This is a genomic window from Gordonia sp. GN26, assembly GCF_054823965.1.
Genome location: NZ_JSYC01000003.1, coordinates 39,238 through 64,825 on the forward strand (window position 1 = coordinate 39,238; position 25,588 = coordinate 64,825).

Below are 25,588 nucleotides of genomic sequence, written 5' to 3' on the forward strand. Positions count from 1 at the left end.
ACCCGCAGGACAGCGAGTTGGTGTTATGCGTGTAACACGGATTTAACAGCCGACTTCTAATGTCGGCGACCATGGATCGCCAAAAGGAATTCGTGCTGCGGACCCTCGAAGAGCGCGACATCCGTTTCGTTCGACTGTGGTTCACCGACGTACTCGGATATCTGAAGTCCGTGGCGATCGCGCCGGCCGAACTCGAGGGTGCCTTCTCCGAGGGCATCGGCTTCGACGGCTCGGCCATCGAGGGCTTCTCCCGTGTGTCGGAGGCGGACACCGTCGCCAAGCCCGACCCGTCGACCTTCCAGATCCTGCCGTGGACCACCTCGGCCGGCCGCCACCACTCGGCTCGTATGTTCTGCGACATCGCGATGCCCGACGGCACCCCGAGCTGGGCCGATTCGCGCCACGTGCTGCGTCGCCAGCTCAACAAGGCCGCCGACCTCGGCTTCAGCTGCTACGTGCACCCCGAGATCGAGTTCTTCCTGCTCAAGGACTCGCCGCTCGACGGTTCGGTGCCGACCCCGGCAGACACCGGCGGCTACTTCGACCAGGCCGTCCACGACGCCGCGCCCAACTTCCGTCGCCACGCCATCGAGGCCCTCGAGTCGATGGGCATCTCCGTCGAGTTCTCCCACCACGAGGGCGCGCCGGGCCAGCAGGAGATCGACCTCCGCTACGCCGACGCACTGTCGATGGCCGACAACGTGATGACCTTCCGCTACCTCATCAAGGAGGTGGCAATCAACGAGGGCGTGTGGGCGACCTTCATGCCGAAGCCGTTCAGCGAGCATCCCGGTTCGGCGATGCACACCCACATGAGCCTGTTCGAGGGCGACATCAACGCCTTCCACAACCCCGACGACCCGATGCAGCTGTCGGCCACCGGCAAGAAGTTCATCGCCGGCATCCTGCACCACGCGTCGGAGATCAGCGCCGTCACCAACCAGTGGGTCAACAGCTACAAGCGTCTCATCCACGGTGGTGAGGCCCCCACCGCCGCGACCTGGGGCGGCGCCAACCGGTCCGCGCTCATCCGCCTGCCGCTCTACACGCCCAACAAGGCGTCGTCGCGTCGCATCGAGGTGCGCAGCCCGGACTCGGCCTGCAACCCGTACCTGACCTTCGCGGTCCTGCTGGCCGCCGGCCTGAAGGGCATCGAGGAGGGTTACGAACTCCCCGACGAGGCCGAGGACGATGTCTGGGCCCTCACGACGGCCGAGCGTCGGGCGATGGGGTACCAGGAACTGCCCGGCAGCCTGGCGGACGCGCTCACGAAGATGGAGAACTCGGAGCTGGTCGCGGAAGCCCTCGGCGAGCACGTCTTCGACTACTTCCTGCGCAACAAGTGGAGTGAGTGGACGGGCTACCGCAGCATGGTCACCCCCTACGAGCTGAAGAACTACCTGCCGCTGTAAGGGGTCGGTTCCGGTTGTTCGGGACCGCGATGTCGTCTTCGGTGGTCGGGCCGCTATTTTTGTGATGTGACACGACGACCGGGACGCAGCGCGGTACCCAGTGCAGGACGGTTGGGTCTGCTCGACACCTCCGCGCCGCAGAATCTCGCCGAACTCGGCTGGAACACGCCCGAGTCCGTCGACGTGCTGTGGGCGCTGTCGCGGGCACCCGACGCCGACCTCGCTCTCCGCACGCTTGTCCGCCTGCGCGGCGCCGTCGAGGACGAGTGGTCCGAGATCGACGCGACGCTGCGCACGAACAAGTCGTTCCGAGGGCGTCTGTTCGGCGTCATCGGCTCTTCCGACGCCCTGGCCGACCATCTCGTCGCCGAGCCTTCGACGTGGCGTCTGCTGCTCGCCGAGGAGCTGCCCGACCGCGACGAGGTCGACCGCCGGATGCTCGAATCGGTCGGCGCCGAAGCCGTGCCGGGCGAGGTCGAGAAGGGCAACCGCGTCTACCGCGCAAAGCTCACCGGGCCGAAGTCCGTGGTCGCGCTCCGGCTGGCGTACCGCAACCTGATCCTGCAGCTGGCCGCGCACGACGTCGCCTCCACGGTCGAGGACGAACCGGTGATGTGGCTCCCGGAGGTTGGCGCCTACCTGTCCGACCTCGCCGACGCCGCGCTGACCGCGGCGCTCGCCGTCGCCTTCACCGAGGTGTGCGGCGACGATCCGATCCCGGTCCGTATCGCCGTCATCGCAATGGGCAAATGCGGTGCGCGCGAACTGAACTACGTGAGCGACGTGGACGTCATCTTCGTCAGCGATCCGGCCGACGGTGTCGCCTCCCGGATCGCCGGCGAGATGATGCGGATCGGTTCGCTGGCCTTCTTCGAGGTCGACGCCGCGCTGCGCCCGGAGGGCAAGTCGGGCGCACTGACCCGCACATTGGATTCCCATGTGGCGTACTACGAGCGGTGGGCCAAGACCTGGGAGTTCCAGGCGCTGCTGAAGTCCCGTGCGATGACCGGCGACATGGAACTGGCGAACGAGTACATCGCGGCGGTCAAGCCGATGGTGTGGAAGGCCGCCGAGCGTCCCGACTTCGTGCCCGAGGTGCAGAAGATGCGGCGCCGCGTCGAATCGCTGGTCCCGGAGGGGGAGCGCGACCGCAATCTCAAACTGGGACAGGGAAGTCTGCGCGACGTCGAGTTCGCGGTCCAGCTGCTGCAGATGGTCCACGGCCGCGTCGACGAGGAACTCCGGGTGATGCCGACGGTCGATGCCCTGGCGGCGCTGACCGCGGGTGGTTACGTCGGACGCGACGACGGCGCGAATCTCAGTGCGTCGTATCAGTTCCTGCGGCTGCTCGAACATCGGCTGCAGCTGCAGAGGATGAAGCGGACGCACCTGTTGCCGAAGCCCGACGACACCGAGGGGCTGCGCTGGCTGGCGCGGGCGGCCCACATCCGTCGTGAGGGTGAGCTCGACGCGACCGGAGTGCTGCGCGAACAGATCCGGCATCAGACCCTCCGTGTCCGGCGGCTGCACCAGAAGCTGTTCTACCGTCCGCTGCTCGAGGCGGTCACCCGTTTCAAGCCCGACGAGCTGACGCTGAGTGACGAGTCGGCCGAGAGGCGCCTGGCCGCACTGGGGTACGCCATGCCCGACCGCGCGCTCAGTCACATCCGAGCGTTGTCGAACGCCCCCGGGCGCCGCGGTCAGATCCAGCTGCTGATCCTCCCGCAGTTGCTCGAACACATCGGTGACACACCGGATCCCGACGCCGGTCTGCTCAACTACCGCCGGTTGTGCGAGGCGCTCGAGGACAAGGACTGGTTCCTACGACTGCTCCGCGACGACGGGGTGGTCGCCGAGCGCCTGATGAAGGTGCTCGGCACCTCGGAGTTCATCGCGAACATGCTCATGCGTTCGCCCGAGGTGATCCACCAGTACTCCGACGGTCCCGACGGGCCGAAACTGTGCGCCATCCGGCCCGAGGACGTGGCCAAGGGCCTCATCGCCTCGACCGTGCGTCAGGAGGACATGAAACGGGCTGTCGCCGTTGCGCGTTCGCACCGTCGTGCGGAACTCGTCCGCGTCGCGTCGGCCGACGTGCTCGGTCTGATGGACGTTCCGACCGTGTGCAAGGCGCTGTCGAGCGTGTGGGCCGCGGTCCTCAACGCCGCACTGACGGTGGCGATCAACATCTCCGAACGGGATCGCGGGAAGCCTGCGCCTGCACGCATTGCCGTGATCGGCATGGGCCGGCTCGGTGGTGGGGAGCTCGGGTACGGGTCGGACGCCGACGTGCTGTTCGTGTGCCAGCCTGACCGTGAGGCCGACGAATCCGAGGCCGTCCGGTGGTCACAGACCATCGCCGAGACCGTCCGTTCGGCGCTCGGCAGCCCGAGCGCCGATCCGCCGCTCGAGGTCGACACCGGACTGCGTCCGGAGGGGCGCAACGGCCCGGTTGTGCGCACCCTGGCCGCCTATTCCGCCTACTACGCCCAGTGGGCGCAGGCGTGGGAGGTGCAGGCGCTGCTGCGTGCGCACCAGGTCGCCGGCGACGAGGCCCTCGGTATCGACTTCCTGCACATGATCGACCACGTGCGCTACCCGGTCGGCGGGGTCAGCAACGAGGCGGTCAAGGAGATCCGGCGCATCAAGGCCCGCGTCGACGCCGAGCGGCTGCCGCGTGGGGCCGATCCGGCCACACACACGAAGCTGGGCCGCGGCGGACTCGCCGACATCGAGTGGACGGTGCAGCTGCTGCAGCTGCGCTACGCCCACCGCTACCGCAGCCTCCACAACACCTCGACGCTGGAATCACTCGATGCGATCGGTGCGGCCGAGTTGTTGTCGGAGAACGACGTCGCGCTGCTCAAGAACGCCTGGATCACCGCGACCAAGGCGCGCAACGCGCTGGTCCTGGTGCGCGGCAAGCCGGTCGACCAGCTGCCGGGCCCGGGCAAGCAGTTGCGACAGATCGCCTATGCGGCAGGCTGGCCGGAGGACCAGGCCGCGGACTTCCTGGAGAACTACCTGCGGGTGACGCGCCGGGCGAAGGCCGTGGTGCTCAAGGTCTTCGGCGCATAGAAGCGCTGCTGCCGTACGGGGGGACAAGTGAAGAGATTTCTGTGGGTGTCGGCGTACATCCTCGGCTGGGCGATGCTGGCCGGAGTGGTGCTGGCGGTGTGGCTGCACTTCTATCCCTCGCGGGGGAACGTCGCGCTGTATCTGACGAGCGGGGTGGCCTTCGCGCTCATCCCGGCCCTTGTCGCCGTCGCGATCTTCGCCGCGTTGCGCCGCTGGTTCATGCTGGCGATCGCGCTCGTCGCATCCGGTGTGCTGGCCTACACCCAGGTCCCGCTGGTGATCCCGGCAAGCACCCCGCAGGGCGAGGAGTTCACCGTCGTGTCCGCCAATCTGCTCTTCGGCGGCGGTGACATCGGAGCGCTGGAGGAGATCGTGGCGGAGGCGGATCCCGACATGCTCTCCCTGCAGGAGGTGACTCCCGAAGCGCTGCAACGAATCCGCGGCGGCGAGATCGCACGTCTTCTGCCGAACGAGTTCGCCATACCGTATTCGTACGCGGCGGGGACTGCGTTGTTCACGAAGGCGACCCTGTCGGATCGGTTCAACATCCCCGACACCATCCTCCACAACCTGCAGGCGCGCACCGACCTGCCCGGTGCACCCGGTACGCACGTGCTGGCCATTCACCCGGCCGCGCCGCTGTGGGGGGAGAAGGACGGCTGGTTCCATGACATGGGCATCCTGGCCGACCACTTCGCGAATCTGCCCGCGGGCAGGGTGATCGCGATCGGCGACTTCAACTCCACCTGGAACCACGCGACCTACCGCAAGCTGCTGACCAACGGGCTCGTCGACGGTACGGACGTGGCGGGCGCGGGTTTCCTGCCGACGTATCCGACGGACAAGAGGATCGGCAACCGTCCGCTCGTCGCCATCGATCGGGTCATCCTGCGCGGATTCGTGGCCACCTCGATGGACAGTCACTACCTGCCAGGTTCCGATCACCGGGCGCTGGTGGTATCACTGATTGCATCATGAGCGCCAGCATCTCCGGTCCCGACACCGCGGGCCCCAGCATTTCCCAACGCCTCCGCGAGGCGACCGCCGCCGCGCACCAGCGCGCCGAGACGGCCCCCTTCATCGACGATCTGATGTCGGGTCGTCTCGACAGCGGCGAGTACCAGAGGCTGGCTGTACAGCTCTACTTCGTCTACGAAGCCCTCGAGGCCGTCGGCGACGAGCTCGCCGACGATCCGATCGCCGGTGCCGTGATCGACGACAAGTTGCGTCGGCTCCCCAGGCTCGGTGCCGATCTGGCGTCGTTCGGCGTCGACCCGAGTGCGTTCGCGCCGCTGCCCGCCGTCGCGCGGTACGTCGAGGCCATCGAGGCCACACGAGATGACCCGGCTCGCTATGTGGCACACCACTACACGCGATACCTCGGCGACCTGAGCGGGGGACAGGTCGTGGCCCATCGCATGCGTGAGCACTACGGCGTCGACGCTTCGGCGCTGAGTTTCTACACGTTCGACGAGATCGAGAAGCTCAAGCGCTACAAGGATTCCTATCGCGCACGGCTCGACGCCCTACCGCTCGACGCCGCTGCGGTGGAACGGCTCGTCGACGAAGCGATTGCCGCATTCGGCCACAACCAAGCGGTCTTCGGCGATCTCGATTCGGCCAGCGCCGCCTGAGAGCGGCAATACCTGTTGGGGTTCAGTTCACCTGGAGCTTGACGGTGCGGTCCAGCACGACCTCGTGGAGGCCGTCGTTGCCCTTGACCAGTTCGATGCGCAACTGATTGTTGTCGAGTCGGCTGGTGGTGCGAACCACGCGCGGGGTGCCCTCGAGGCTGATGCGGTCACCGGGGACAAGGTCTTCGACATACACATCTCTGGTCATGCGACCAAACTAAGGCCGTACCTTGTGGTTTGGCAGAGTAAGAAGTCACATTTGTGCGGTAGATCACAGCACCGTCTGTTCAGGTCCTCGCAATGAGACGTTCGACTCCGTCGAGTATCACCGTCAGCCCGAAATCCAGTTCCGCGGAAAAGAAGTCGTCGGAGTTCTGCATCGCGGGGTCGGCGAACGCCGCGGCGAGATGCGGAAGTACTTCGGGGCGGGCGTATTCGGTCACCAGGCGCTCATAGGAGTCCTCGACGGACCCGGTGGTGCCCGGGGCGCCGAGCATGCCCATCTGGCTCGCCTGGCGCACGTGGTGGCGGACGAAGCCGTCGACGACGAGCAGTGCGCTGAGCTTCTGCTGCCCGGTCAGTCCGGTGTCCTCGAAGGCGCGCACACCGGCGTCGGACCACGACAGGACATTGGGGCCGACCGGCGGTCGTCGTAGGGGAATGGTCGCCAGCCACGGGCGCCGGCGCACGACGTCGGCGGCCGTCAGTGCCCACCCGGTGAGCCGCTCCCGCCAGGTCCCGGTGGCCGTCACGTCGGCGTCGAAGGGGCCGAAGCCGGTGTCGATCATGACCTCGAGCAGATCGTCTTTGCTGTCGACGTACCGGTACAGCGACATCGTCGTCAGGCCCAGACCGTTCGCGACCGCCTTCATCGACACCGCGTCCACGCCGTGCTGGTCGGCGATCTCGGCGGCCATCTCGCCGATGTCCCGGATGGCCAGGGTGGGGCGGGGGCCGCGCCGGGGCGTCGGGTCGTCGCGGCCCCACAGCAGGTCGAGATAGCGGGGGAACGGGCGCGCCGGTTCGGTCCCAGGGGTGGAGTGGCGGGGGTCGGGCATGGGCTCATCGTACTTTCTGCTTGTGGCATACACAGTTAGGACCTACGATCTGCGTACTACATAAATAGTCTATGTTGCATACAGAAAGCTGACGCTCATGCCGACTCGATCCCCGTGGTTCGCCCTGATCGCACTCTGTCTACCGATGCTCATCGTCTCGATGGACGTCTCCGTCCTGTTCTTCGCGGTGCCCTACATCGCCGCCGACCTCGGGCCCACGCCCGAACAGCAACTCTGGATCTTCGACGTCTACGGGTTCGTGCTGGCGGGTCTGTTGCTCACGATGGGATCGGTCGCCGACCGCGTCGGGCATCGGCGTCTGCTGATGATCGGCGCGGCCGGCTTCGGTGTGGCGTCGCTGGTCGCGGCATTCGCGTCGTCGGCGGAGATGCTGATCGGTGCCCGGGCGCTGCTCGCGGTGGCGGGCGCGACCCTCATGCCGTCGACCCTCGCGATGATCCGCCACGTCTTCGTCGACGCCGGGCAGCGTGCCAAGGCCATCGCGGCCTGGAACGCGGTACTCGCCGGCGGTGTCGCCGTCGGGCCGGTCATCAGCGGCCTGCTGCTCGAACACTTCTGGTGGGGGTCGGTCTTCCTGATCAACGTGCCGATCATGGCTGCCCTGCTCGTTGCCGCACCGCTGCTGCTGCCCGGCGACACCGCCACCCCGTCGCGGCGCATCGACGTCCTCAGTGCGGCATTGGCGCTGGCGGCCGTGCTGCCGGCGGTCGCGTCGATCAAGAACCTCGCCGCCGACGGCGTCACCCCTGGGCGTCTCGCGGTCCTCGGTGCCGGCGTGCTGGCGGGGGTGCTCTTCGTTCTCCGTCAGCGCCGGATCGACGAACCGATGGTCGACGTCGGACTGCTCGCCGAGCGCCGGTTCGGCGGCTCGATGTGGATGAACCTGATCTGCATGTTCGCCCTCCTGGGCAACGCCATCCTGATGACGCAGTATCTGCAGTCGGTACTGGGGTACTCACCGCTGCGCGCCGCCCTGTGGAGCCTGCTGCCGTCGGTTGCCGTGGCCGCGGTCGCACCGGCGGCGGCCGTGTTCGCGCAACGGGTCGGCCGGCAGGCGGTGATCGTCGCCGGACTCGTGACGGGTGCGGTCGGGTTCGTGGTCCTCGCGACCTGCACGGGGACCGACTCGATACTCCCGATCATGGTCGGGGCGTCGGTGTTGGCCGCCGGGATCGTCGCGACGACGTCGATGATCGCCGACTATGTGGTCGGTATCGCCCCGGCCGAGCGGGCGGGCGCGACCTCGGGGCTGCTGGAGACCTCGAGCGAGTTCGGTGGCGCGCTCGGCATCGCGATCCTGGGCAGCGTCGTCAACGCCGTGTTCCGAACCTCGTTCCCCTCCGGGCTGGCCGAGGGGGAGGCCTCACGGAGCCTCGCAGGTGCGGTCGCGACGGTGCGGCACCTCCCCGGCGATCAGGGTGCCGCGGTGCTCGACGCCGCCCGGCACGCTTTCGTCGACGGACTCGTCGTCGCCGCATGGACGGGTGCCGGCGTCCTCGTCGTCTCGGCTGCGCTGGCGGTGTGGATGCTCCGGGGCGAGGAGTCTGCAGAAGCCCCCGCAGACGACGAACGCCCCGTCCGCGAGAACGCGGACGGGGCGTCGTAGTCGAGTGCTGGGATCAGCAGTCGTAGTAGAGCGAGAACTCGTACGGGTGCGGACGGATCTGCACCGGCTCGATCTCGTTCTCACGCTTCAGCGCGATCCAGGTCTCGATGAGGTCCTCGGTGAACACGCCACCGGCGGTGAGGTACTCGTGATCCTCTTCGAGGCGGTCGATGACAGCGGCGAGCGAGGTCGGCGCCTGCGGGATCGACTTGGCCTCCTCCGGCGGGAGCTCGTAGAGGTCCTTGTCGACCGGCTCGTGCGGCTCGATCTTGTTCTTGATGCCGTCCAGGCCGGCCATCATCATGGCCGCGAACGCCAGGTACGGGTTGCCCGAGCTGTCCGGGCAACGGAACTCGAGGCGCTTGGCCTTCGGGTTGTTGCCGGTGATCGGGATACGCACACAGGCCGAACGGTTGCGCTGGCTGTAGACCAGGTTGATCGGGGCCTCGTAGCCCGGGACCAGACGCTTGTAGGAGTTGACCGTCGGGTTGGTGAACGCCAGCAGCGACGGGGCGTGGTGCAGGATGCCGCCGATGTAGTAGCGAGCCAGATCCGACAGGCCTGCGTAGCCGGCCTCGTCGTGGAACAGCGGCTTGCCGTCCTTCCACAGCGACTGGTGGGCGTGCATGCCCGAGCCGTTGTCACCGAAGAGCGGCTTCGGCATGAAGGTGACCGACTTGTTGTTCTGCCATGCGGTGTTCTTGATGATGTACTTGAACAGCTGCACGTCATCGGCTGCGTGGAGCAGCGTGTTGAACTTGTAGTTGATCTCCGCCTGGCCCGCGGTGCCGACCTCGTGGTGGCCGCGCTCGAGCTCGAAGCCCGAGTTGGTCAGGTTGGTCGACATCTCGTCGCGCAGGTCGACGTAGTGGTCGTACGGAGCAACCGGGAAGTAACCACCCTTGGGGCGGACCTTGTAGCCCAGGTTGGGGCTGCCGTCGGGATCGGTCGGCGCGGCGGTGTTCCACCAGCCCGACTCCGACTCGATCTCGTAGAAGGTGCCGTTCATCTCCGAGCCGAAGGACACCGAGTCGAAGATGTAGAACTCGGCTTCTGCGCCGAAGAAGCAGGTGTCGGCGATGCCGGTCGAGGCCAGGTAGTCCTCGGCCTTGCGGGCGACGTTACGCGGGTCGCGGCTGTAGGCCTCGCGGGTGAACGGGTCGTGGACGAAGAAGCTGATGTTCATCGTCTTCGCCTTGCGGAAAGGATCGATCCGCGCGGTGGCCGGGTCGGGCAGCAGCATCATGTCCGACTCGTTGATCGACTGGAAGCCGCGCACCGACGAACCGTCGAATGCCAGACCGTCCTCGAACACGCTCTCGTCGAACGCCGAAGCGGGGATCGAGAAGTGCTGCATGACACCGGGCAGGTCGCAGAATCGGATGTCGACGTACTCGACACCTTCCTTCTTGATGCCCTCGAGTAGTTCTTCTTTACTGCTGTACACCGTGCGGTGACTCCTTCGTGATCGGGTGGTCAGTGGTACTGACACGCCACACACATCCGCCACCGAGAAACAGCAGCGGATCTCAGCGGCAACCGTATGGAGGCGAAGTTGCCCAGGCGTCAAGTCCGTGTTTCCCCCGTGTTACACACCCGGTGTTCTTGGCGACACACGGCTCATACCTCGGTGAACGCACTCGGCAGTTCCCACCCTAGCCCGCTGCGGCGACCGGGGCGGGCGGTAGGGGTAACGGCCCCGACTACGATGGACCACATTGAACGCCGTGGTCGTCGACGACGCGCCGCGGCCGCGAGAGGAGTCATCACGATGGGACGAGTAACCGGTTCCTGGCTGTCGGGACCGCAGATCGGTCCCGGCGACGGCGTCGACAACGATTTCCGCGGTCAGGACCTCGGTCTGCCCGCGTCCGGGCCGGGCTCGCTGGCCACCGGGTGGCCGCGCGTGGCCGGACTCCTCGTCGACTGGTTGATCGCCGGGGGCCTCGCGATCCTCTTCGTCGGGTTCGAGTCCTCTGTCCTGGGCACCACCCAGCTCGGTATCTGGTTCGTGATGGGCGTCTTCGCGGTCTCGCTGTTCGGTTTCACCCCCGGCCAGTTCGCCGTCGGCATGCGCGTGGCCCGCGTCGACTACGGGGTCGAGCGCAACGCCGCCGAGGCCGCCGGCAAGGAGAGCCCGGCGGCCGTCGGCATCGTGCGGGCGTTCTTCCGTCAGCTGTTGATGGTGTTCCTGGTGCCGGCCCTGATCAACGACTACAACGGTCGCGCGCTGCACGACCGCGCCACCGGAACGGCGATGCTCCGGACCCGCTGAGCCGCAGGTCCGAAAACCGCCCCTGAGATGCACCTCTGAGATCGTCCCTCCAGCGAACGACGGGCGACGTCACGCCGTCGGCGTAGCTGTGCAGGGTGCTTTCTGGGGGCGGGTTTCAGCAACGACGAGAAAACCCACGACCCGAGCGGGTCGTGGGTTTCTTCGTAGGTGGTGGGTCTCGCGTCAGCCGCGACGACGCGCGGTGCGCTGCATGCTCTTCATCTTCGCGTTGCCGGGCAGCGGGCCCTTGGGCATACCGGGGCCGGGGGCCTTGCTGCTGAGTGCGGCGAGACGACCCTCGAGGGTCTCCATGCGCTTGCGGTCGATGTTGCTGGGCAGCTTGTTGATGTGCCGCTCGAGCTTGGACAGCGGGACCTGGCCGTCGTCGTTGCCGACCATGATCTCGTAGATCGGGGTGTCGCCGACGACGCGGGCGGCCTTCTTCTTCTCCTGGTTCAGCAGGGACTTCACGCGGGTGGGGGAGCCCTCACCGACGAGGATCACGCCCGGCTTGCCGATCACGCGGTGCACGGCGTCGAGGTGCGAGGTACCCGAGACGGCCTGGGCGACGCGCCACTGGCCGCGCATGTTGCCCAGCGCCCAGCCTGCGGCACCGGGCTGTCCCTCGGCCTTGGTGTAGACGTTCTTCTGCACACGACGGCCGAACAGGATGAACGCGCCGAGCACACCCAGCACGACGCCGAGCGGGATCAGCAGCCAAGGCGAACCCAGCAGGAAGCCGAGCCCGGTGAACACGGCGATGGACAGGACGATCACACCCACCATGTAGGGGATGAGTCGCTTGTCTTCCTTGCGCTGCATCTGGAACGCCTGCCACAACTGCTGGCGCCGTTCCTTCGATGCAGCCTTGCGGGCCTGCTTCTTAGCGGCCTTTGCTTCCTTGCTCACGGACTGCGCCTTTGCCATACGGCCAGTTTACGTCCGGTCGTCTGGTGACCTGCCGCATGGTCGGCAGGCGGGGTGCGGGCGCGGTCAGCGCGCGAGGCGGGCCATCAGGCTGGACGCCTCCTGGCTGGCCGAACCCTCGGCGGCGAGATGCGCCAGGGCGGGCGAGATCTCCCGGCCGTGATGGGCCATGGCCTGCGCGTACAGACGCCCCGCACGGTAGGACGAGCGCACCAGCGGCCCGGCCATGACTCCGGCGAAGCCGATCTCCTGGGCGAACTCCGAATGGTCGACGAACTCCTCCGGCTTGACCCACCGCTCGACGGGATGGTGCCGCGGCGAGGGACGCAGGTACTGGGTGATCGTCAGGATGTCGCAACCGGCCTCGTGGAGGTCGATGATCGCCGACTGCACCTCTTCGGGGGTCTCGCCCATCCCGAGGATCAGGTTCGACTTGGTCACCAGGCCGAAATCGCGAGCGGCCGTGATGACCTCGAGGGAGCGCTCGTACCGGAACGCCGGACGGATGCGCTTGAAGATGCGGGGCACCGTCTCGAGGTTGTGGGCCAGCACCTCGGGCCGGGCCTCGAAGACCTCGGCCAGCAGATCGGGCTTGGCGTGGAAGTCCGGGATCAGGTTCTCGACGCCGGTGCCGGGGTTGAGCCGGTGGATGGCGCGGACGGTCTCGGCGTAGAGCCACGCACCCTCGTCGGGTAGGTCGTCACGGGCGACGCCGGTGATCGTCGAGTAGCGCAGACCCATGGCCTGGACGCTCTCGGCGACGCGACGCGGCTCGTCACGGTCGAGTTCGGCGGGCTTACCGGTGTCGATCTGGCAGAAGTCGCAGCGTCGGGTGCACTGCTCGCCGCCGATCAGGAAGGTGGCCTCGCGGTCTTCCCAGCATTCGTAAATGTTGGGGCAGCCGGCCTCTTCGCAGACGGTGTGCAGGCCCTCGCGCTTGACGAGTCCCTTGAGTTCGGTGAACTCCGGGCCCATCGTCGCGCGGGTCTTGATCCAGCTGGGCTTGCGCTCGATCGGGGTCTGCGCGTTGCGCACCTCGAGGCGCAGCAACTTACGGCCCTCGGGAGCGGGCGAGGCGGGAGCGCTGCTCTGGGGTGCGGGGGTCTTCGGTGCGGGTGCCGAGGCCGGGGGTGTGGCGTCGGGGGCACCGGGTCCGGGGGTGAGGGGGGACGCGGTCACCGGACCGATCCTACGCTCGCAGTCGCCGGCCCCTCGGACGCCGTCGGAGCGGCCTCCCGCGGGGTGTCCAGGGCGTCGAGCACATCGGCCGCGACGGTGTCGAGAAGAGAGGCGACCGAGATCGGTTGTGCCAGTTCACGCGACAGCGAGGTGACGCCGGCGTCGGCGATCCCGCACGGCACGATGGCCTCGAAGGCCGACATGTCCGGGTCGATGTTGAGTGCGAACCCGTGCAGCGCGACGCCGCGTGCGACGCGGATGCCGATCTGGCCGAGCTTGCGCTCACCCGCGTCGTCGACGATCCACACGCCCGAACGTCCTTCGACGCGTCCGGTGGTGACGCCGAGGCCGGCGCACACGGAGATGAGGGCGCTCTCCAGTCGGCGTACGTATTCGACGACGTCGAGCGGCTCGGCGAGCTTCACGATCGGGTAGCCGACGAGCTGTCCCGGTCCGTGCCAGGTGATGCGGCCGCCGCGGTCGACGTCGATGACGGGCGCGCCGTTGGTGGGGCGGTCGGCATCCTCGGTGCGCTTGCCCGCGGTGTAGGTCGACGGATGTTCGAGCAGGAGGAGCACGTCGTGGTCGAGGGTGCCGTCGGCACGCTCGGTGGCGAGTCGGTGCTGCATCTCGTAGGCATCGCGGTAGTCGACGGTGCCCAGGCGCCGGACCTCGACAGGTGCCGAGTCGGCGCGGACGGAACGGTGGGTCATGTTGCCGGCTTCATCGCGTAGGCCAGGGCCTCGCGGATCTCGGGGTGGTTGAACGTGAATCCGTGGTCGGTGAGCACGTGGGGTTCAACGCGTTGACTGAACAGAATCATTTCCTCGGCCATCTCGCCGCCGACGCGGCGTGCCACGAACTCGGGCACCTGCATCACGGCGGGCCGGTGCACGGCCTTGCCGAGGGCCTTGCAGAACTCGCCGAAGGGCAGCGAACCGGGCGCGCTCAGGTTGACCGGGCCGGCGATGTCGGGGGTGTCGAGGAGGAACTCGATCGCCCGCACCTCGTCGATGAGGCTGATCCAGGAGAAGTACTGCTTGCCGTTGCCGATCGGACCGCCGAGGCCGAGTTTGAACAGCGGACGGAGCTTGCCGAGCAGACCGCCCTGGGAGCTGAGGACCGGTGCGGTCCGGAGCAACACGACGCGGGTGTCGGGGCCGACGTTGGTGGTCGCGGCCTTCTCCCAGTCGATCACCAGCTCGGCGAGGAAACCCTCACCGGGACCGTCGGTTTCGACCGCGGCCCGGGTTCCGGTGTCGCCGTAGTAGCCGGTGGCGCTGGCGCTGATGAATGTCGGGATGCCCAGGTCGCGCACCGCCTCGGCGAGAACCTCGGTCGGCGTGATGCGGGAGTCGCGCAACTCCTGCTTGAACCGGCCGGTCCACCGGCCGTTACCGACGCCGACCCCGCCGAGCGAGACCACCGCGTCGACACCGTCGAGACTCTCCGGCGGCATCCCGATGGTCTCGGGATCCCAGCTGAACTCGTCGTCGGCGAGTGCCTCGCGGCGGACCAGACGGATGACCGTGTGGCCCGCCGCGCGCAGCGACTTGACCAGGGCGTTCCCGATGAGGCCCTGTGAACCTGCGACGGCTATGCGCATCGCTTGCCTCGGCGTCGTCGGCTCGGCGGTTGCCTAGAGACCCAGGTCCGCGGCGAACGAGGCCTCTTCGAGGCGCTTCTTCACGGTGGTGAGGAAGCGGCCCGCGTCGGCACCGTCGATGAGGCGGTGATCGTAGGTCAGCGGCAGGTACGACATCGACCGCACCGCGATCGACTCCGAACCGTCCTCGTCGGTGATGACGACGGGACGCTTGACGATCGCACCGGTGCCCAGCATCGCCGCCTGCGGCGGGACCAGGATCGGGGTGTCGAACAGCGCGCCCTGGCTACCGATGTTGGTGATGGTGAAGGTGCCGCCGGCGAGCTCGTCGGGCTTGAGGCCGTTGGAGCGTGCGCGCGCCGCGATGTCGGCGATGGCGCGGGCGAGGCCGGCCACCGACAGGTCGTCGGCGTTGTGGATGACCGGCGACAGCAGACCCTGCGGCGTGTCGACCGCGATGCCGAGGTGCACCTTGTCGTAGTAGGTGATCTCCTTGGCGTCCTCGTCGATCGACGCGTTGACGTTCGGGTGCGCCTTCAGCGCCTCCACGACGGCCTTCGCGATGAACGGCAGGAAGGTCAGGTTGACACCCTCGGACGCCTTGAAGTTGTCCTTGGCGGCCTTGCGGAGGCTGACGATCTTGCTCATGTCGACCTCGAACACCTGCGTGAGCTGAGCGGACTGCTGCAGCGACTCGCGGGTCTTCTTGGCGGTGATCTGGCGGATCCGGTTGATCTTCTGGGTGGTTCCGCGCAGCTCGGCGAGCTCCGGACGGATCTCCGGCGAGGCCGACGACGACGAAGCAGACGCGGCGGCGGCCGGCTCGGCCTTCTTCTCCGCTGCGGCGGCCGGCTTCTTGGCGGCCTCGGCTGCGGCCAGCACGTCCTGCTTGCGGATACGACCACCGACGCCGGTGCCCTTGATCGAGTTCAGGTCGATGTTGTTCTCCGCGGCCAGCTTGCGCACCAGCGGGGTCACGTACGGAGTCGACTCGACCGTCGGCGGGTCCGACTTGGCGGGGGCCTGCGCCTTCGGCTCTTCCTTGGGCTCGGGCTTCGGTTCCGGCTTGGGCTCTTCCTTCGGCTCTTCCTTGGCCTCCGGCTCGGGCTCGGGCTCCGGTTCCGGTTCGGGCTCCGGCTCCTTCTTGGACGGCGCGGCCGAGGCGTCACCGATGACGGCCAGCTTGCCGCCGACCTCGACGACGTCGTCTTCCTGGGCGAGGATCTCGAGCAGGGTGCCGGCGACCGGCGAGGGGATCTCGGTGTCGACCTTGTCGGTGGAGACCTCGAGCAGCGGTTCGTCGGCAGCGACCTCGTCGCCGACGGCCTTGAGCCAGTTGGTCACCGTGCCCTCGGTGACGGACTCGCCGAGCTCGGGCATCAGGACGTCGGTGCCCTCGGCCGAACCGGAACCGGTGTCGGCGGTGGGCTTCTCGGCGGGTGCCTCTTCCTCGGTGGACGGCTCCTCGGCCGCTTCCTCGGGTTCGGGCTCGGGGGCGGCCTCGGTGGGCTCGTCGCCACCGGCCGAATCGTCCGAGCCGGCCTCGTCGGCGTCGCCGATCAGTGCGAGTTCGCCACCGACCTCGACGACGTCGTCTTCCTGGGCGAGGATCTTGGTCAGCACACCCGAGGTGGGGGCGGGGATCTCCGTGTCGACCTTGTCGGTCGACACCTCGAGCAAGGGCTCGTCGGCCTCAACGGTGTCGCCCTCCTCCTTCAGCCACCGGGTGACTGTCCCCTCGGTGACACTTTCACCAAGGGCGGGCATCTGGACGGAGAAGGCCATCGTTGTGAACTCCTGAACTCGACGTGGTGGTCTGTAGGGGGTGGCCCGTCGGTGTGTGCTCCGTGGGCACGGGGGTGGGAAGCGGTCGGGGGGACCGCCGAGACGGGTGGCGGATCAGCCACGCGTCCCCGCGGATCACCCTACCCGTACGCCGCTTCGTGGACCGGATTCGGCTCGTACTCGCGGGTAACGATTCTCAACCGTCGCCGGCATGACACCTCAGCCGTTGGCCGCGATGTCCTCGAGGACGGCTGCGATCGTGCGGACGGGTACGCCCGTGCCGCCCTTGGTGGTGTAGCCCCACGGGCCGCCGGTGTTGAATGCCGGTCCGGCGATGTCGATGTGGGCCCACTGCACGTCCTCCGGTACGAACTCCTTGAGGAAGATGCCCGCGGCGAGCATTCCGCCCCAGCGGTGCGGGGTGACGTTGGCGAGGTCGGCGACCCGGGACTTGAGGTCTGCGCGCAGCTCGGCGGGCAACGGCATGGCCCAGGCGTTCTCGCCGACGTCGGCCGACCGGGCGGCGACCCGGTCGCGGAACTCGTCGGTGCCCATGACGCCTGGGGTGCGGGTGCCGAGCGCGACCATCTGAGCACCGGTCAGGGTGGCGGTGTCGATGAGGTAGTCGGGGTCGTCCTCGGCCGCGCGCACGATCGCGTCGGCAAGGATCAGCCGGCCCTCGGCGTCGGTGTTGAGGACCTCGACCGTGCGTCCGCCGTATTGGGTCAGCACGTCGCCGGGACGCTGGGCCGTCGACGACGGCATGTTCTCGGCCATCGGCACGGTCGCGGTGACCGAGACGTCGAGGTCGAGGCGGGCGGCGAGGATGGTCGCGGCGATGACCGCGGCCGCACCGCCCATGTCCGAGGTCATCTGGTCCATGTTCGCGGCCGGCTTGATGGAGATGCCGCCGGTGTCGAAGGTGATGCCCTTGCCGACGAGGGCGACCTTCTTGGTCGCCTTCTTGCCGGCGTGGGTCAGGCGGACGAGGCGGGGGAGACGCGAGGAGCCCTTGCCGACGCCGATGATGCCGCCGTAACCCTGCGCCTCGAGTTCCTTGTCGTCGAGGATCTCGACCTTCAGGCCGGCCTTCGACCCGAGCGTGCGGGCGCGGGCCGCGAACTCCTCCGGGAACAGGTGGCTGGGCGGGGTGTTGACGAAGTCGCGGGCGATGGCGACCGAATCGGCGACCGCGATCGCGCGTTCGAGTTCGGCCTTGGCCTCCTTGGACTTCGACTCCACCAGCAGGGTGATGTGTTGCGGCGGTGTCTTCTTCGGCTTCGACGACTCCGAGCGGAACTCGTCGAACCGGTACGCGCCGAGGAACAGACCCTCCGCGGCGGCGGCGAGGTCGACCGACGAGAGGGTGGTCGCGACCGACTCGAGGCCGTCGAGTTCGCGGACGACGATGCCGGCGGCCTGACGGACCTGGTCGGCGTCGTCGAGGTTGTCGGCGTCGCCGAGGCCGACCGCGACGACGAGGTCGACGGGCAGCGACTCGGGTGCGGCGAGGCGGGTGACCTCGCCGTGCTTCCCGGCGGCGCCGAGGGCCGTCAGCGCGGAGGTGATCGCCGCGGCCTGGGCGTCGTCGAGCACGCCGTCGCCGATGGCGAGTGTCGGCTCGGCGGTGGACTCACCCTTGCCGTCGGCCTTCTCGTCGCCGTCCGGCGCGCTGATCAGGCCGATGACCAGGGCGGCGTCGCCCTTGCCGATCGAGGTGGACAGGTCGAATTCGGGGCCGCGTACGCGGTCGACGGTGTCGTTCTTGCTCACCCGCTCAACTCTGCCACAGCGCGCCGGATGTCGGCGGCGACCGCGGGACCGGCCCGGCCGGCGGGTGCGGCCCGATACCGTATGGGCCATGAGTGAACTCCTCGCCGGACCCATCGCCGACCGTCACGCCGCCCTCGGTGCGAGTTTCGCCGAGTTCGGCGGCTGGAACATGCCGGTGTCCTACGCGGGCACCGTCGCCGAGCACACCGCGGTCCGCGAGGCCGTGGCGATCTTCGACGTCAGCCACCTCGGCAAGGCGCTGGTCTCAGGTCCCGGGGCCGCCGCGTTCGTGAACTCGACCCTCACCAACGATCTCGGCAAGATCGTTCCGGGGAAGGCACAGTACACGTTGTGCTGCAACGAATCCGGTGGTGTCGTCGACGACCTCATCACCTATCTCGTGAGCGACGACGAGGTGTTCCTGGTCCCCAACGCCGCGAACACCGCGAGCGTCGTCGCGCAGATGTCGGCCGTTGCGCCCGACGGGATCTCGATCACCGACCAACACCGCGACTTCGCGGTCTTCGCCGTGCAGGGGCCGCGCTCACCGGAGGTCCTCGGCGGACTCGGCCTGCCCGCCGACATGGAGTACATGGCGTTCGCCGACGCCGAGCTGTCCACCGCCGACGGTGACAAGCCGGTCCGCGTGTGCCGCACCGGATACACCGGTGAACGCGGCTACGAGATCCTGCCCCGCTGGGACGACGCCGGCGCGGTCTTCGACGTGCTGCTCGAGGCGATCACCGCGGCAGGCGGGCAGGCAGCCGGACTCGGTGCCCGCGACACCCTGCGCACCGAGATGGGTTACGCCCTGCACGGCCACGAACTCAGCCCGGAGATCACCCCGGTCCAGGCGCGGTCGAGCTGGGCGGTCGGCTGGGACAAGCCGTCGTTCTTCGGACGCGACGCCCTGCTCGCCGAGAAGGAGGCCGGTCCGGCGCGTCGCCTCTACGGACTGAAGGCCACCGGCCGCGGCGTGCCGCGCGCCGACTGTGCGGTCAAGCTGGGGGACACGGAGATCGGGGTGTGCACCTCGGGCACGTTCTCGCCGACCCTCAAGCAGGGAATCGCGCTCGCGCTGCTGGACACCGCGTCGGGAATCAAGAAGGGCGATCAGGTGGTCGTCGACGTGCGTGGGCGAGATCTCCCGTGCGAGGTCGTCATCCCGCCGTTCGTGCCCTCGCACGTGTGACCGCGATGTGACGCAGGTCCATGGGCCGCCTCACACGCATCGGACGGCCGCGGAAATGCTTTTGCGGCCAGCGGTACCATGGGCCCCATGACCTTGGAGTTCAACCGTACCGAGCATCCCCATCCGGTGTCGGAGAACCGTCGCGCGGAGATTCTCTCCGCCCCGGGATTCGGCCGCCACTTCACCGACAACATGGTGATGGTGGACTACGACGCGGACAAGGGCTGGCACAACGCGCAGGTACGGCCGTACGGACCGATCGCACTGGATCCCTCGGCGATGGTCCTGCATTACGGTCAAGAGGTCTTCGAGGGTCTCAAGGCCTACCGTCAGCCCGACGGTTCGATCGCCGCGTTCCGCCCGGAGGCCAACGCGGAGCGGATGCAGCGCAGCGCCGAGCGTCTCGCCATGCCGGCACTCCCGATCGAGGACTTCATCGGATCGCTGAAGGCTCTGCTCGACGCCGACAACGCGTGGGTTCCGCCGGCCGGCGGTGAGGAGTCGCTGTACCTGCGGCCCTTCATGTTCGCCTCGCAGGCGGGTCTCGGTGTCAATGCGCCGTCGTCGCAGTACATCTACTCCGTCATCGCCTCGCCGGCCGGCGCCTACTTCTCCGGCGGCATCAAGCCTGTCAGCGTGTGGCTCTCCACCGAGTACGTGCGCGCCGCTCCGGGTGGCACCGGCTTCGCCAAGTGCGGCGGCAACTACGCCGCGGCCTTCCTGGCGCAGCGTCAGGCCACCGAGCAGGGCTGCGATCAGGTCGTCTGGCTCGACGCGATCGAACGCCGCTACATCGAGGAGATGGGCGGCATGAACCTGTTCTTCGTGTTCGGCTCCGGCGCCGACGCCCGCCTCGTGACCCCGGAACTGTCGGGTTCGCTCCTCCCGGGCATCACCCGCTCGTCGCTGCTGACGCTGGCCACCGACGCCGGCTTCGCGGTCGAGGAACGCAAGATCACCACCGAGGAACTCCGCAAGGGCGTCGCCTCGGGCGACATCACCGAGGTCTTCGCCTGTGGCACCGCTGCGGTGATCACCCCGGTCGGTCACGTCAAGGGCGTGGGCGAGGACTACACGATCAACAACGGTCAGACCGGTGAGGTCACCCAGGCCCTCCGCGACACCCTCACGGGCATCCAGCGTGGCACCTTCGCCGACACCCACGGGTGGATGACGGAGCTCTACCGAGCCTGAGCAAGACGCACTCAGGCCGGGCCACCCGGTTGGTGCCTGAGTGCGAGGAGCGTAATCGACGAGCCACGAAAGGCTTGGTGACATGACGTCGCCGGCCCTTCGTGGCTCGCTGCGCTCGCACCTCAGGGAGCAGAGGGGGGTCGCGCTCGCACCTCGGGGAGCAGAGGGGTCGCGCTCGCGGCTCAGGGAGCAGGGCGGGGTCCCGCTCGCGCAAGGGATCTCCGAATCGTCAGACCAGCAGTCCGACGAGCGCGACGGCGACGCCTAGTTCGATGGTCGCCCCCAGGACGTCGCCGTTGAGCCCGCCCATGCGGCGTGCGCAGTGCCGTGTGAACGCCCACGCGAACACCACGACCGCGAGGACGACGACGAGCGCCTGTACCACCGCGGCTACGTCGAACCCGTTGTCGTGCAGTCCGATCGGCACCGTGGCTGCGGCGGCGACCAGGCACCACACCGGGATCGAGACCCGCTGCGTACCGGCGACGAGGGCGCCGAAGCCGTTCGGGTGAGCGGGGGAGATGGATCGTCGGGTGCCGACCACGGCTCCCAGCCGACCCAGGGCGATGGCGAAAGCGAGCTCGTACCACCGTGATTCGCCGACAAGGTCGGTCGACCCGGCGGCCTGTACCCCGAGTGTGAGGACGAGGGTCGCCACGCCGAACGGACCGACGGTCCCGCTGCGCATCACCTCGGCGATCCGCTCCGGCGGGCCGTAACAACCGAGTCCGTCGGCGGTGTCGGCCAGGCCGTCGAGGTGCATTCCCCGCGTGAGCGCCGCCGCCAGGACGACGACGAGAATGCCGATGAGCGCGGTGGGGAGATCGGTGAACGACAGCCCGAATGCGAGGGCTGCGGCCGCGGCACCCACCACGATGCCGACAACGGGGAGTGCGGACATCACCGCACCGCCCACCGCGCGATCCGGTGGTTGGTCCGGGTCGGTACCCGTGCCGACCGGCAGAACCGTCATCCAGCACAGTGCGGTCCGGACCGCCCGTAGCGGCGAGATCATCGCGCGACCGGACGTGTCATGGGTCTCAGGACGTCTCGGCGGCTTCGGGTACGGCCGAATCGTCGCGGTCAGTTACCCCGGCCTCGGAAAAGGTCGCCATCGAGATGAGGACGTCGGCGGCAGACTGCACGACCGGCAGCGCCAGGACCGCGCCGCTGCCCTCGCCGAGGCGCATCGACAGGTCGAGGACCGGTTCGAGGTCGAGGTGGTCGAGCGCGATCTGATGCGCGGGCTCCACCGAGCGGTGCCCGGCGATCCACCAGCGCGTGGCGCCGGGTGCGAGCTCGTTGGCGACCATCGCGGCCGCGGTGATAACGACACCGTCGAGGATGACCGGCGTGCGGCGGAGCGCGGCCTGCGCGAGGAAGCCCGCGGTGGCCGTCAGGTCGGCGCCCCCGACGGCGGCGAGGAGGGCAAGCGGGTCGTGCACGACCTTGCGGGCGCGGCGCATGCCGTCGCGGATCGCGGCGGTCTTGCGCATCCAGCCGTGGTCGTCGACACCCGTTCCGCGGCCGACGATCTCGACCGGTTCGCGGCGCGTGAGCGCACCGATGAGGACGGTGGCGGGGGTGGTGTTGCCGATGCCCATCTCGCCGGCGATCAGCAGGTCGCTGCCCGAGTCGACGAGCCGGTCGGCGATCGCGCGACCGGCGGCCAGCGCGGCGCGGGCCTCGGCGAGGGTGATGGAGTCGGTGGTGCGCAGGTCCTCGCTGCTGCGGCGGACCTTGAAGGTCGACAGATGGGGCGCGGTGTGGGCGTCGACGGACATGTCGACGACCGTCACCGAAGCACCGACGCGGGCAGCCATGACGTTGACCGCGGCGCCGCCGGACTCGATGTTGGCGACCATCTGCGCGGTCACCTCGGGCGGGAACGCCGAGACGCCGCCGCGGGCGACGCCGTGATCGCCGGCGAAGACGACAACGCTCGGCGAGGTGATCGGCGCGGGCGGACACTGGCCCTGGCACGCGGAGATCCAGACCCCGATCTCCTCGAGGCGACCCAGCGAACCCGGCGGCTTGGTGAGCGTCTTCTGGCGCTCGCGGGCCTCGAAGGCGACCGCCTCGCTCGGGGGAGTGATCGGGTCGAAGACCTCGGCGTCGGTGGGATCGGGGAGCTCACCCGCAGTGGTGACGGGTGTCGGCTCGGCGACCGGTCCGGGCGTGACCGGGGCGGGGGTCGCCACCGGTGCTGTCGTGACCGGCGCGGGGGTGGGAGCGGGCGGACCGGACGGTGCCGCGGAAACCGGTGCGCCGGTGTGATCTTCGACGGACGAGCCGGGCAGGTCGAGCACGCGGCCCGCGACCACGAGGGACACCCGGTCGCACGCCTGTGCCACCGCGGAATTCAGGATGCCGAGCAGGTCCTGGAACAACCGGCCGGCCGGCGTCGGGGGAACCAGGGACAGGCCGACCTCGGAACTGATCAGCACCACGTCGGCGCTCATCGCCCGCAGCGCGTCGCAGAGCTCGGTGATGTCGGCGTCGAGGTCGATCTCCGAACCGGAGTCCCAGCCGTCGACGGCATCGATCCGCGCGGTGAGCCAGCTGCCGAGGTCGTCGACCAGGGCCGGGATGTCGGGTGCCGCGCGGAGGGCCGCGGCGAGATCGGTGGTCTCGATCGTGGTGTAGCGGGCGTCCCGGCGCTGCTTGTGGGTGTTGACCCGTGCCGTCCACTCGGCGTCGGTCGTGGTCACCGGACCGGTGGCCAGGTATCGGATCTGCTGATGCGCCCGAAGCAACGACTCGCCGTATGCGGATTTACCCGAACGCACACCGCCCAGGACGAGTGTGCGCATAGCGCGATCGGCCATCGATCAGACTTCGTCGCCGCGCGACACCGAGGGCTTGGGTGCACGCATCTTCCGCAGCTGCATCGCACGGGTGAAGGCGTACCAGCCGAGCTTGAAGCCGCCGTCCTGCGAGTCCGGATAACGTTCGGCGACACGGCGATTCACGAGACGACCGAGGATGAAACCGTCGACGGCCATCAGGACGACGAAGGCCACGAGGATCAGGTTGGTGAGCCCGGCTGCCTGCGGGACCATGAACATCAGCACGATCAGCAGGATCGCGAACGGCATGAACAGGCCGGCGAAGTTGCGGCGCGCGTCGACGATGTCGCGGGTGTAGCGACGGACCGGGCCCTTGTCGCGGGGCATGAGGTAGGCCTCGTCGCCCTCCATCATCCGCTCACGCTGCTCGAGGCGCTTGGCGCGGCGCTCCGCGGCGAGCTGCTTCTTCTCGTCCTTGGAGAGCGTGTTCTTCAGTTCCTTCTTGCGCGCGCGTGCCTCGGACCGGTTGGTCGGCGGCGGCGCGACAGGCCCACGGCGCTTCTCGGCCTCACGGCGCTTGGGGGTCGGACGGCCCTTTCCGGGGGTGGTCTTGCTGCCCTTGGCCGGCGCGGAGTCCTCGGTGGCCGCGTCGTCGGCGGCGTACGTGGTCACCGTGCTCTCGCCGGATTCCTCCGACGTCTCGTCCTTCTTCCATGGCAGCTTCACGCCTACGAGGGTAGGTGATCGCGGTTGCGGTCGAAACGCGTGGTCGTCGCTTTTCGGTGGACCCTCACCTGCACCCGAATCGGTCGCCCTGCCGGGTGGCGGTGGCGCTCCTATACTTCGTGCTCATGACCCGGGACGGAAGTCGGCGCCTGCACATCCTGATCGCGCCGGATTCCTTCGGCGACACCATGTCCGCCGTCGTGGCCGCGAACGCCATCGCCCGCGGTTGGGCGGCCGCCCGACCCGACGACACCCTCGTCCTCGCACCGCAATCCGACGGCGGACCGGGATTCGTCGACGTCCTGGCCTCGCGGTTCGGCACCCTCGTCGCCGAGGAGGTGCACGGTCCGCTCGGCGCCGGCGTCACCGCGCACTGGCTCTTCGACGCCGCGTCGTCGACCGCCTACGTCGAATGCGCCCAGGCCTGCGGTCTCCACCAGCTGGGCGGCCGGCCGACCCCGCGTACCGCGGTCGCGGCGACAACACACGGCGTCGGCGAACTCGTGGCGGCTGCCCTGGCGCACGGCGCACGACGCCTCGTCGTCGGACTCGGCGGCAGCTCGACCACCGACGGCGGTGCGGGGCTCGTCGACGCACTCGGCGGCCCGGAAGAGGCGCGCGAGCGACTCGCCGGGATCGAGATCGTCGTGGCGTCGGATGTCGAGAACCCCCTGCTCGGTGCGCTGGGTGCGGCCGCGGTGTTCGGGCCGCAGAAGGGGGCCGACCCCGAGACCGTCGAACTCCTGGAGAAGCGCCTCACCGAATGGTCGATCACCTTGAACGAGCTCGCCGGGCGCGACATCACCGCCGACGCCGGTGCCGGTGCCGCGGGTGGGCTCGGCGCCGCGCTCCTCGCGCTGGGCGGCGGGCGCGTGTCCGGGGCGACCGTCGTCGCCGAGGCCACCGACCTCGACGCCGATGTCGCGGCCGCCGACCTCGTCGTCACCGGCGAGGGCAGGTTCGACTCCCAGACACTCCGCGGGAAGGTCGTATCGGCCCTGCACAATGCCGCGTCGACGACGGGCGCAGGGGGTGCCGGGGCGCAGACGCTGGTCCTGGCGGGACAGGTCGCGCTGTCCCCGGCCCGGATCGAGGAGGCCGGCATCGCGGGTGCGCACGCCATCGTCGACGTCGCCGGATCGGTCCAGGTCGCGATGAACGACGCAGAGAACCAGCTCGTGAAGCTCGCGGAAACGGTCGCCGGGTCGTTCGTCGGGGATTGACCTCGATATGCGGCACCCTCGCTGCGCTCGGTCGGCGCTACTCGGCCGGCTGGAATGAGCGTTGGTCCGGGGAGAGAGCGGCGTGCGACGGGCCGTCGTGTCTTTCGCTG

21 protein-coding genes are annotated in these 25,588 nt (G+C 68.7%); 9 read left to right on the top strand and 12 right to left on the bottom strand.

Annotated elements, in window-relative coordinates; genetic code table 11:
• Positions 1-71: 71 nt before the first annotated feature.
• The 4 genes from glnA (OK17_RS00690) to OK17_RS00705 all read left to right on the top strand — a co-directional run bounded on the left by glnA (OK17_RS00690) (position 72) and on the right by OK17_RS00705 (position 6,124).
• Positions 72-1,412 carry a type I glutamate--ammonia ligase gene (gene glnA, locus OK17_RS00690; RefSeq protein ID WP_040536757.1) on the top strand — a complete coding sequence of 447 codons (1,341 nt, stop codon included), beginning with the start codon at positions 72-74 and terminating at the stop codon, positions 1,410-1,412.
• 66 nt (positions 1,413-1,478) lie between these two features.
• Positions 1,479-4,490 carry a bifunctional [glutamine synthetase] adenylyltransferase/[glutamine synthetase]-adenylyl-L-tyrosine phosphorylase gene (locus tag OK17_RS00695; protein WP_232716684.1) on the top strand — a complete coding sequence of 1,004 codons (3,012 nt, stop codon included), beginning with the start codon at positions 1,479-1,481 and terminating at the stop codon, positions 4,488-4,490.
• 27 nt (positions 4,491-4,517) lie between these two features.
• Positions 4,518-5,468 (top strand): endonuclease/exonuclease/phosphatase family protein, encoded by a 951-nt coding sequence (locus OK17_RS00700; RefSeq protein ID WP_461416368.1) that lies wholly within the window; start codon positions 4,518-4,520, stop codon positions 5,466-5,468.
• Positions 5,465-6,124: a biliverdin-producing heme oxygenase gene (locus tag OK17_RS00705; protein WP_232716686.1), complete on the top strand. Its 660-nt coding sequence runs from the start codon at positions 5,465-5,467 to the stop codon at positions 6,122-6,124. The genes OK17_RS00700 and OK17_RS00705 overlap by 4 nt, the downstream gene beginning before the upstream one ends.
• A gap of 22 nt (positions 6,125-6,146) precedes the next feature.
• Here the strand turns inward: OK17_RS00705 and OK17_RS00710 are convergent, their stop codons facing one another.
• Both OK17_RS00710 and OK17_RS00715 read right to left on the bottom strand, forming a co-directional pair.
• Entirely contained in the window at positions 6,147-6,332 is a 186-nt protein-coding gene (locus OK17_RS00710; protein WP_006867855.1) for a hypothetical protein, read from the bottom strand.
• Between the two features lie 79 nt (positions 6,333-6,411).
• Positions 6,412-7,182, bottom strand: coding sequence for a TetR/AcrR family transcriptional regulator (locus OK17_RS00715; protein ID WP_461416369.1), 771 nt, complete (start codon positions 7,180-7,182; stop codon positions 6,412-6,414).
• Between the two features lie 97 nt (positions 7,183-7,279).
• Between OK17_RS00715 and OK17_RS00720 the strand changes: the two genes are divergently transcribed.
• Complete coding sequence (locus OK17_RS00720; RefSeq protein WP_461416370.1) at positions 7,280-8,809, top strand: MFS transporter; 1,530 nt, start codon at positions 7,280-7,282, stop codon at positions 8,807-8,809.
• A gap of 13 nt (positions 8,810-8,822) precedes the next feature.
• Here OK17_RS00720 and glnA (OK17_RS00725) read toward each other — a convergent pair whose 3' ends face one another.
• Positions 8,823-10,256 (bottom strand): type I glutamate--ammonia ligase, encoded by a 1,434-nt coding sequence (glnA, locus tag OK17_RS00725; RefSeq protein ID WP_232716689.1) that lies wholly within the window; start codon positions 10,254-10,256, stop codon positions 8,823-8,825.
• Positions 10,257-10,580: 324 nt separating this feature from the next.
• On the opposite strand from glnA (OK17_RS00725), the gene OK17_RS00730 reads away from it, so the two are divergent.
• Positions 10,581-11,084, top strand: a complete 504-nt coding sequence (locus tag OK17_RS00730) for an RDD family protein (protein WP_461416371.1) — start codon at positions 10,581-10,583, stop codon at positions 11,082-11,084.
• A gap of 183 nt (positions 11,085-11,267) precedes the next feature.
• Here the strand turns inward: OK17_RS00730 and OK17_RS00735 are convergent, their stop codons facing one another.
• The 6 genes from OK17_RS00735 to OK17_RS00760 form a co-directional block, all read right to left on the bottom strand.
• Entirely contained in the window at positions 11,268-12,011 is a 744-nt protein-coding gene (locus OK17_RS00735; protein WP_006867850.1) for a DUF4191 domain-containing protein, read from the bottom strand.
• A 66-nt stretch (positions 12,012-12,077) separates the two neighbouring features.
• A complete protein-coding gene (gene lipA / locus OK17_RS00740) occupies positions 12,078-13,190 on the bottom strand; it encodes a lipoyl synthase (RefSeq protein WP_232716691.1) in 1,113 nt (370 codons plus the stop codon).
• Complete coding sequence (gene lipB / locus OK17_RS00745) at positions 13,187-13,903, bottom strand: lipoyl(octanoyl) transferase LipB (protein WP_461416372.1); 717 nt, start codon at positions 13,901-13,903, stop codon at positions 13,187-13,189. Before lipB ends, lipA begins: the two co-directional genes overlap by 4 nt.
• Positions 13,900-14,796, bottom strand: a complete 897-nt coding sequence (locus tag OK17_RS00750) for a TIGR01777 family oxidoreductase (RefSeq protein ID WP_461416373.1) — start codon at positions 14,794-14,796, stop codon at positions 13,900-13,902. Before OK17_RS00750 ends, lipB begins: the two co-directional genes overlap by 4 nt.
• A gap of 33 nt (positions 14,797-14,829) precedes the next feature.
• Positions 14,830-16,581, bottom strand: coding sequence for a 2-oxoglutarate dehydrogenase, E2 component, dihydrolipoamide succinyltransferase (sucB, locus tag OK17_RS00755; RefSeq protein ID WP_461416374.1), 1,752 nt, complete (start codon positions 16,579-16,581; stop codon positions 14,830-14,832).
• Between the two features lie 219 nt (positions 16,582-16,800).
• Complete coding sequence (locus tag OK17_RS00760; protein ID WP_119032672.1) at positions 16,801-18,354, bottom strand: leucyl aminopeptidase; 1,554 nt, start codon at positions 18,352-18,354, stop codon at positions 16,801-16,803.
• 88 nt (positions 18,355-18,442) lie between these two features.
• On the opposite strand from OK17_RS00760, the gene gcvT reads away from it, so the two are divergent.
• Both gcvT and OK17_RS00770 read left to right on the top strand, forming a co-directional pair.
• Positions 18,443-19,546, top strand: a complete 1,104-nt coding sequence (gene gcvT, locus OK17_RS00765) for a glycine cleavage system aminomethyltransferase GcvT (protein ID WP_461416375.1) — start codon at positions 18,443-18,445, stop codon at positions 19,544-19,546.
• Between the two features lie 87 nt (positions 19,547-19,633).
• The gene (locus OK17_RS00770; RefSeq protein WP_461416376.1) at positions 19,634-20,740 is read left to right on the top strand and encodes a branched-chain amino acid aminotransferase; all 1,107 of its coding nucleotides are present in this window, start codon (positions 19,634-19,636) and stop codon (positions 20,738-20,740) included.
• 229 nt (positions 20,741-20,969) lie between these two features.
• Here the strand turns inward: OK17_RS00770 and OK17_RS00775 are convergent, their stop codons facing one another.
• Genes OK17_RS00775 through OK17_RS00785 form a run of 3 tightly spaced genes read right to left on the bottom strand, consistent with a single transcriptional unit; the run spans position 20,970 to position 24,255 of the window.
• Entirely contained in the window at positions 20,970-21,755 is a 786-nt protein-coding gene (locus tag OK17_RS00775) for an adenosylcobinamide-GDP ribazoletransferase (protein WP_232716698.1), read from the bottom strand.
• A 25-nt stretch (positions 21,756-21,780) separates the two neighbouring features.
• Positions 21,781-23,568, bottom strand: a complete 1,788-nt coding sequence (gene cobT, locus OK17_RS00780) for a nicotinate-nucleotide--dimethylbenzimidazole phosphoribosyltransferase (RefSeq protein WP_461416377.1) — start codon at positions 23,566-23,568, stop codon at positions 21,781-21,783.
• A 3-nt stretch (positions 23,569-23,571) separates the two neighbouring features.
• A complete protein-coding gene (locus tag OK17_RS00785; protein WP_119032668.1) occupies positions 23,572-24,255 on the bottom strand; it encodes a DUF3043 domain-containing protein in 684 nt (227 codons plus the stop codon).
• A 149-nt stretch (positions 24,256-24,404) separates the two neighbouring features.
• On the opposite strand from OK17_RS00785, the gene OK17_RS00790 reads away from it, so the two are divergent.
• Positions 24,405-25,478 carry a glycerate kinase family protein gene (locus OK17_RS00790; RefSeq protein ID WP_461416378.1) on the top strand — a complete coding sequence of 358 codons (1,074 nt, stop codon included), beginning with the start codon at positions 24,405-24,407 and terminating at the stop codon, positions 25,476-25,478.
• Positions 25,479-25,588: the final 110 nt, after the last annotated feature.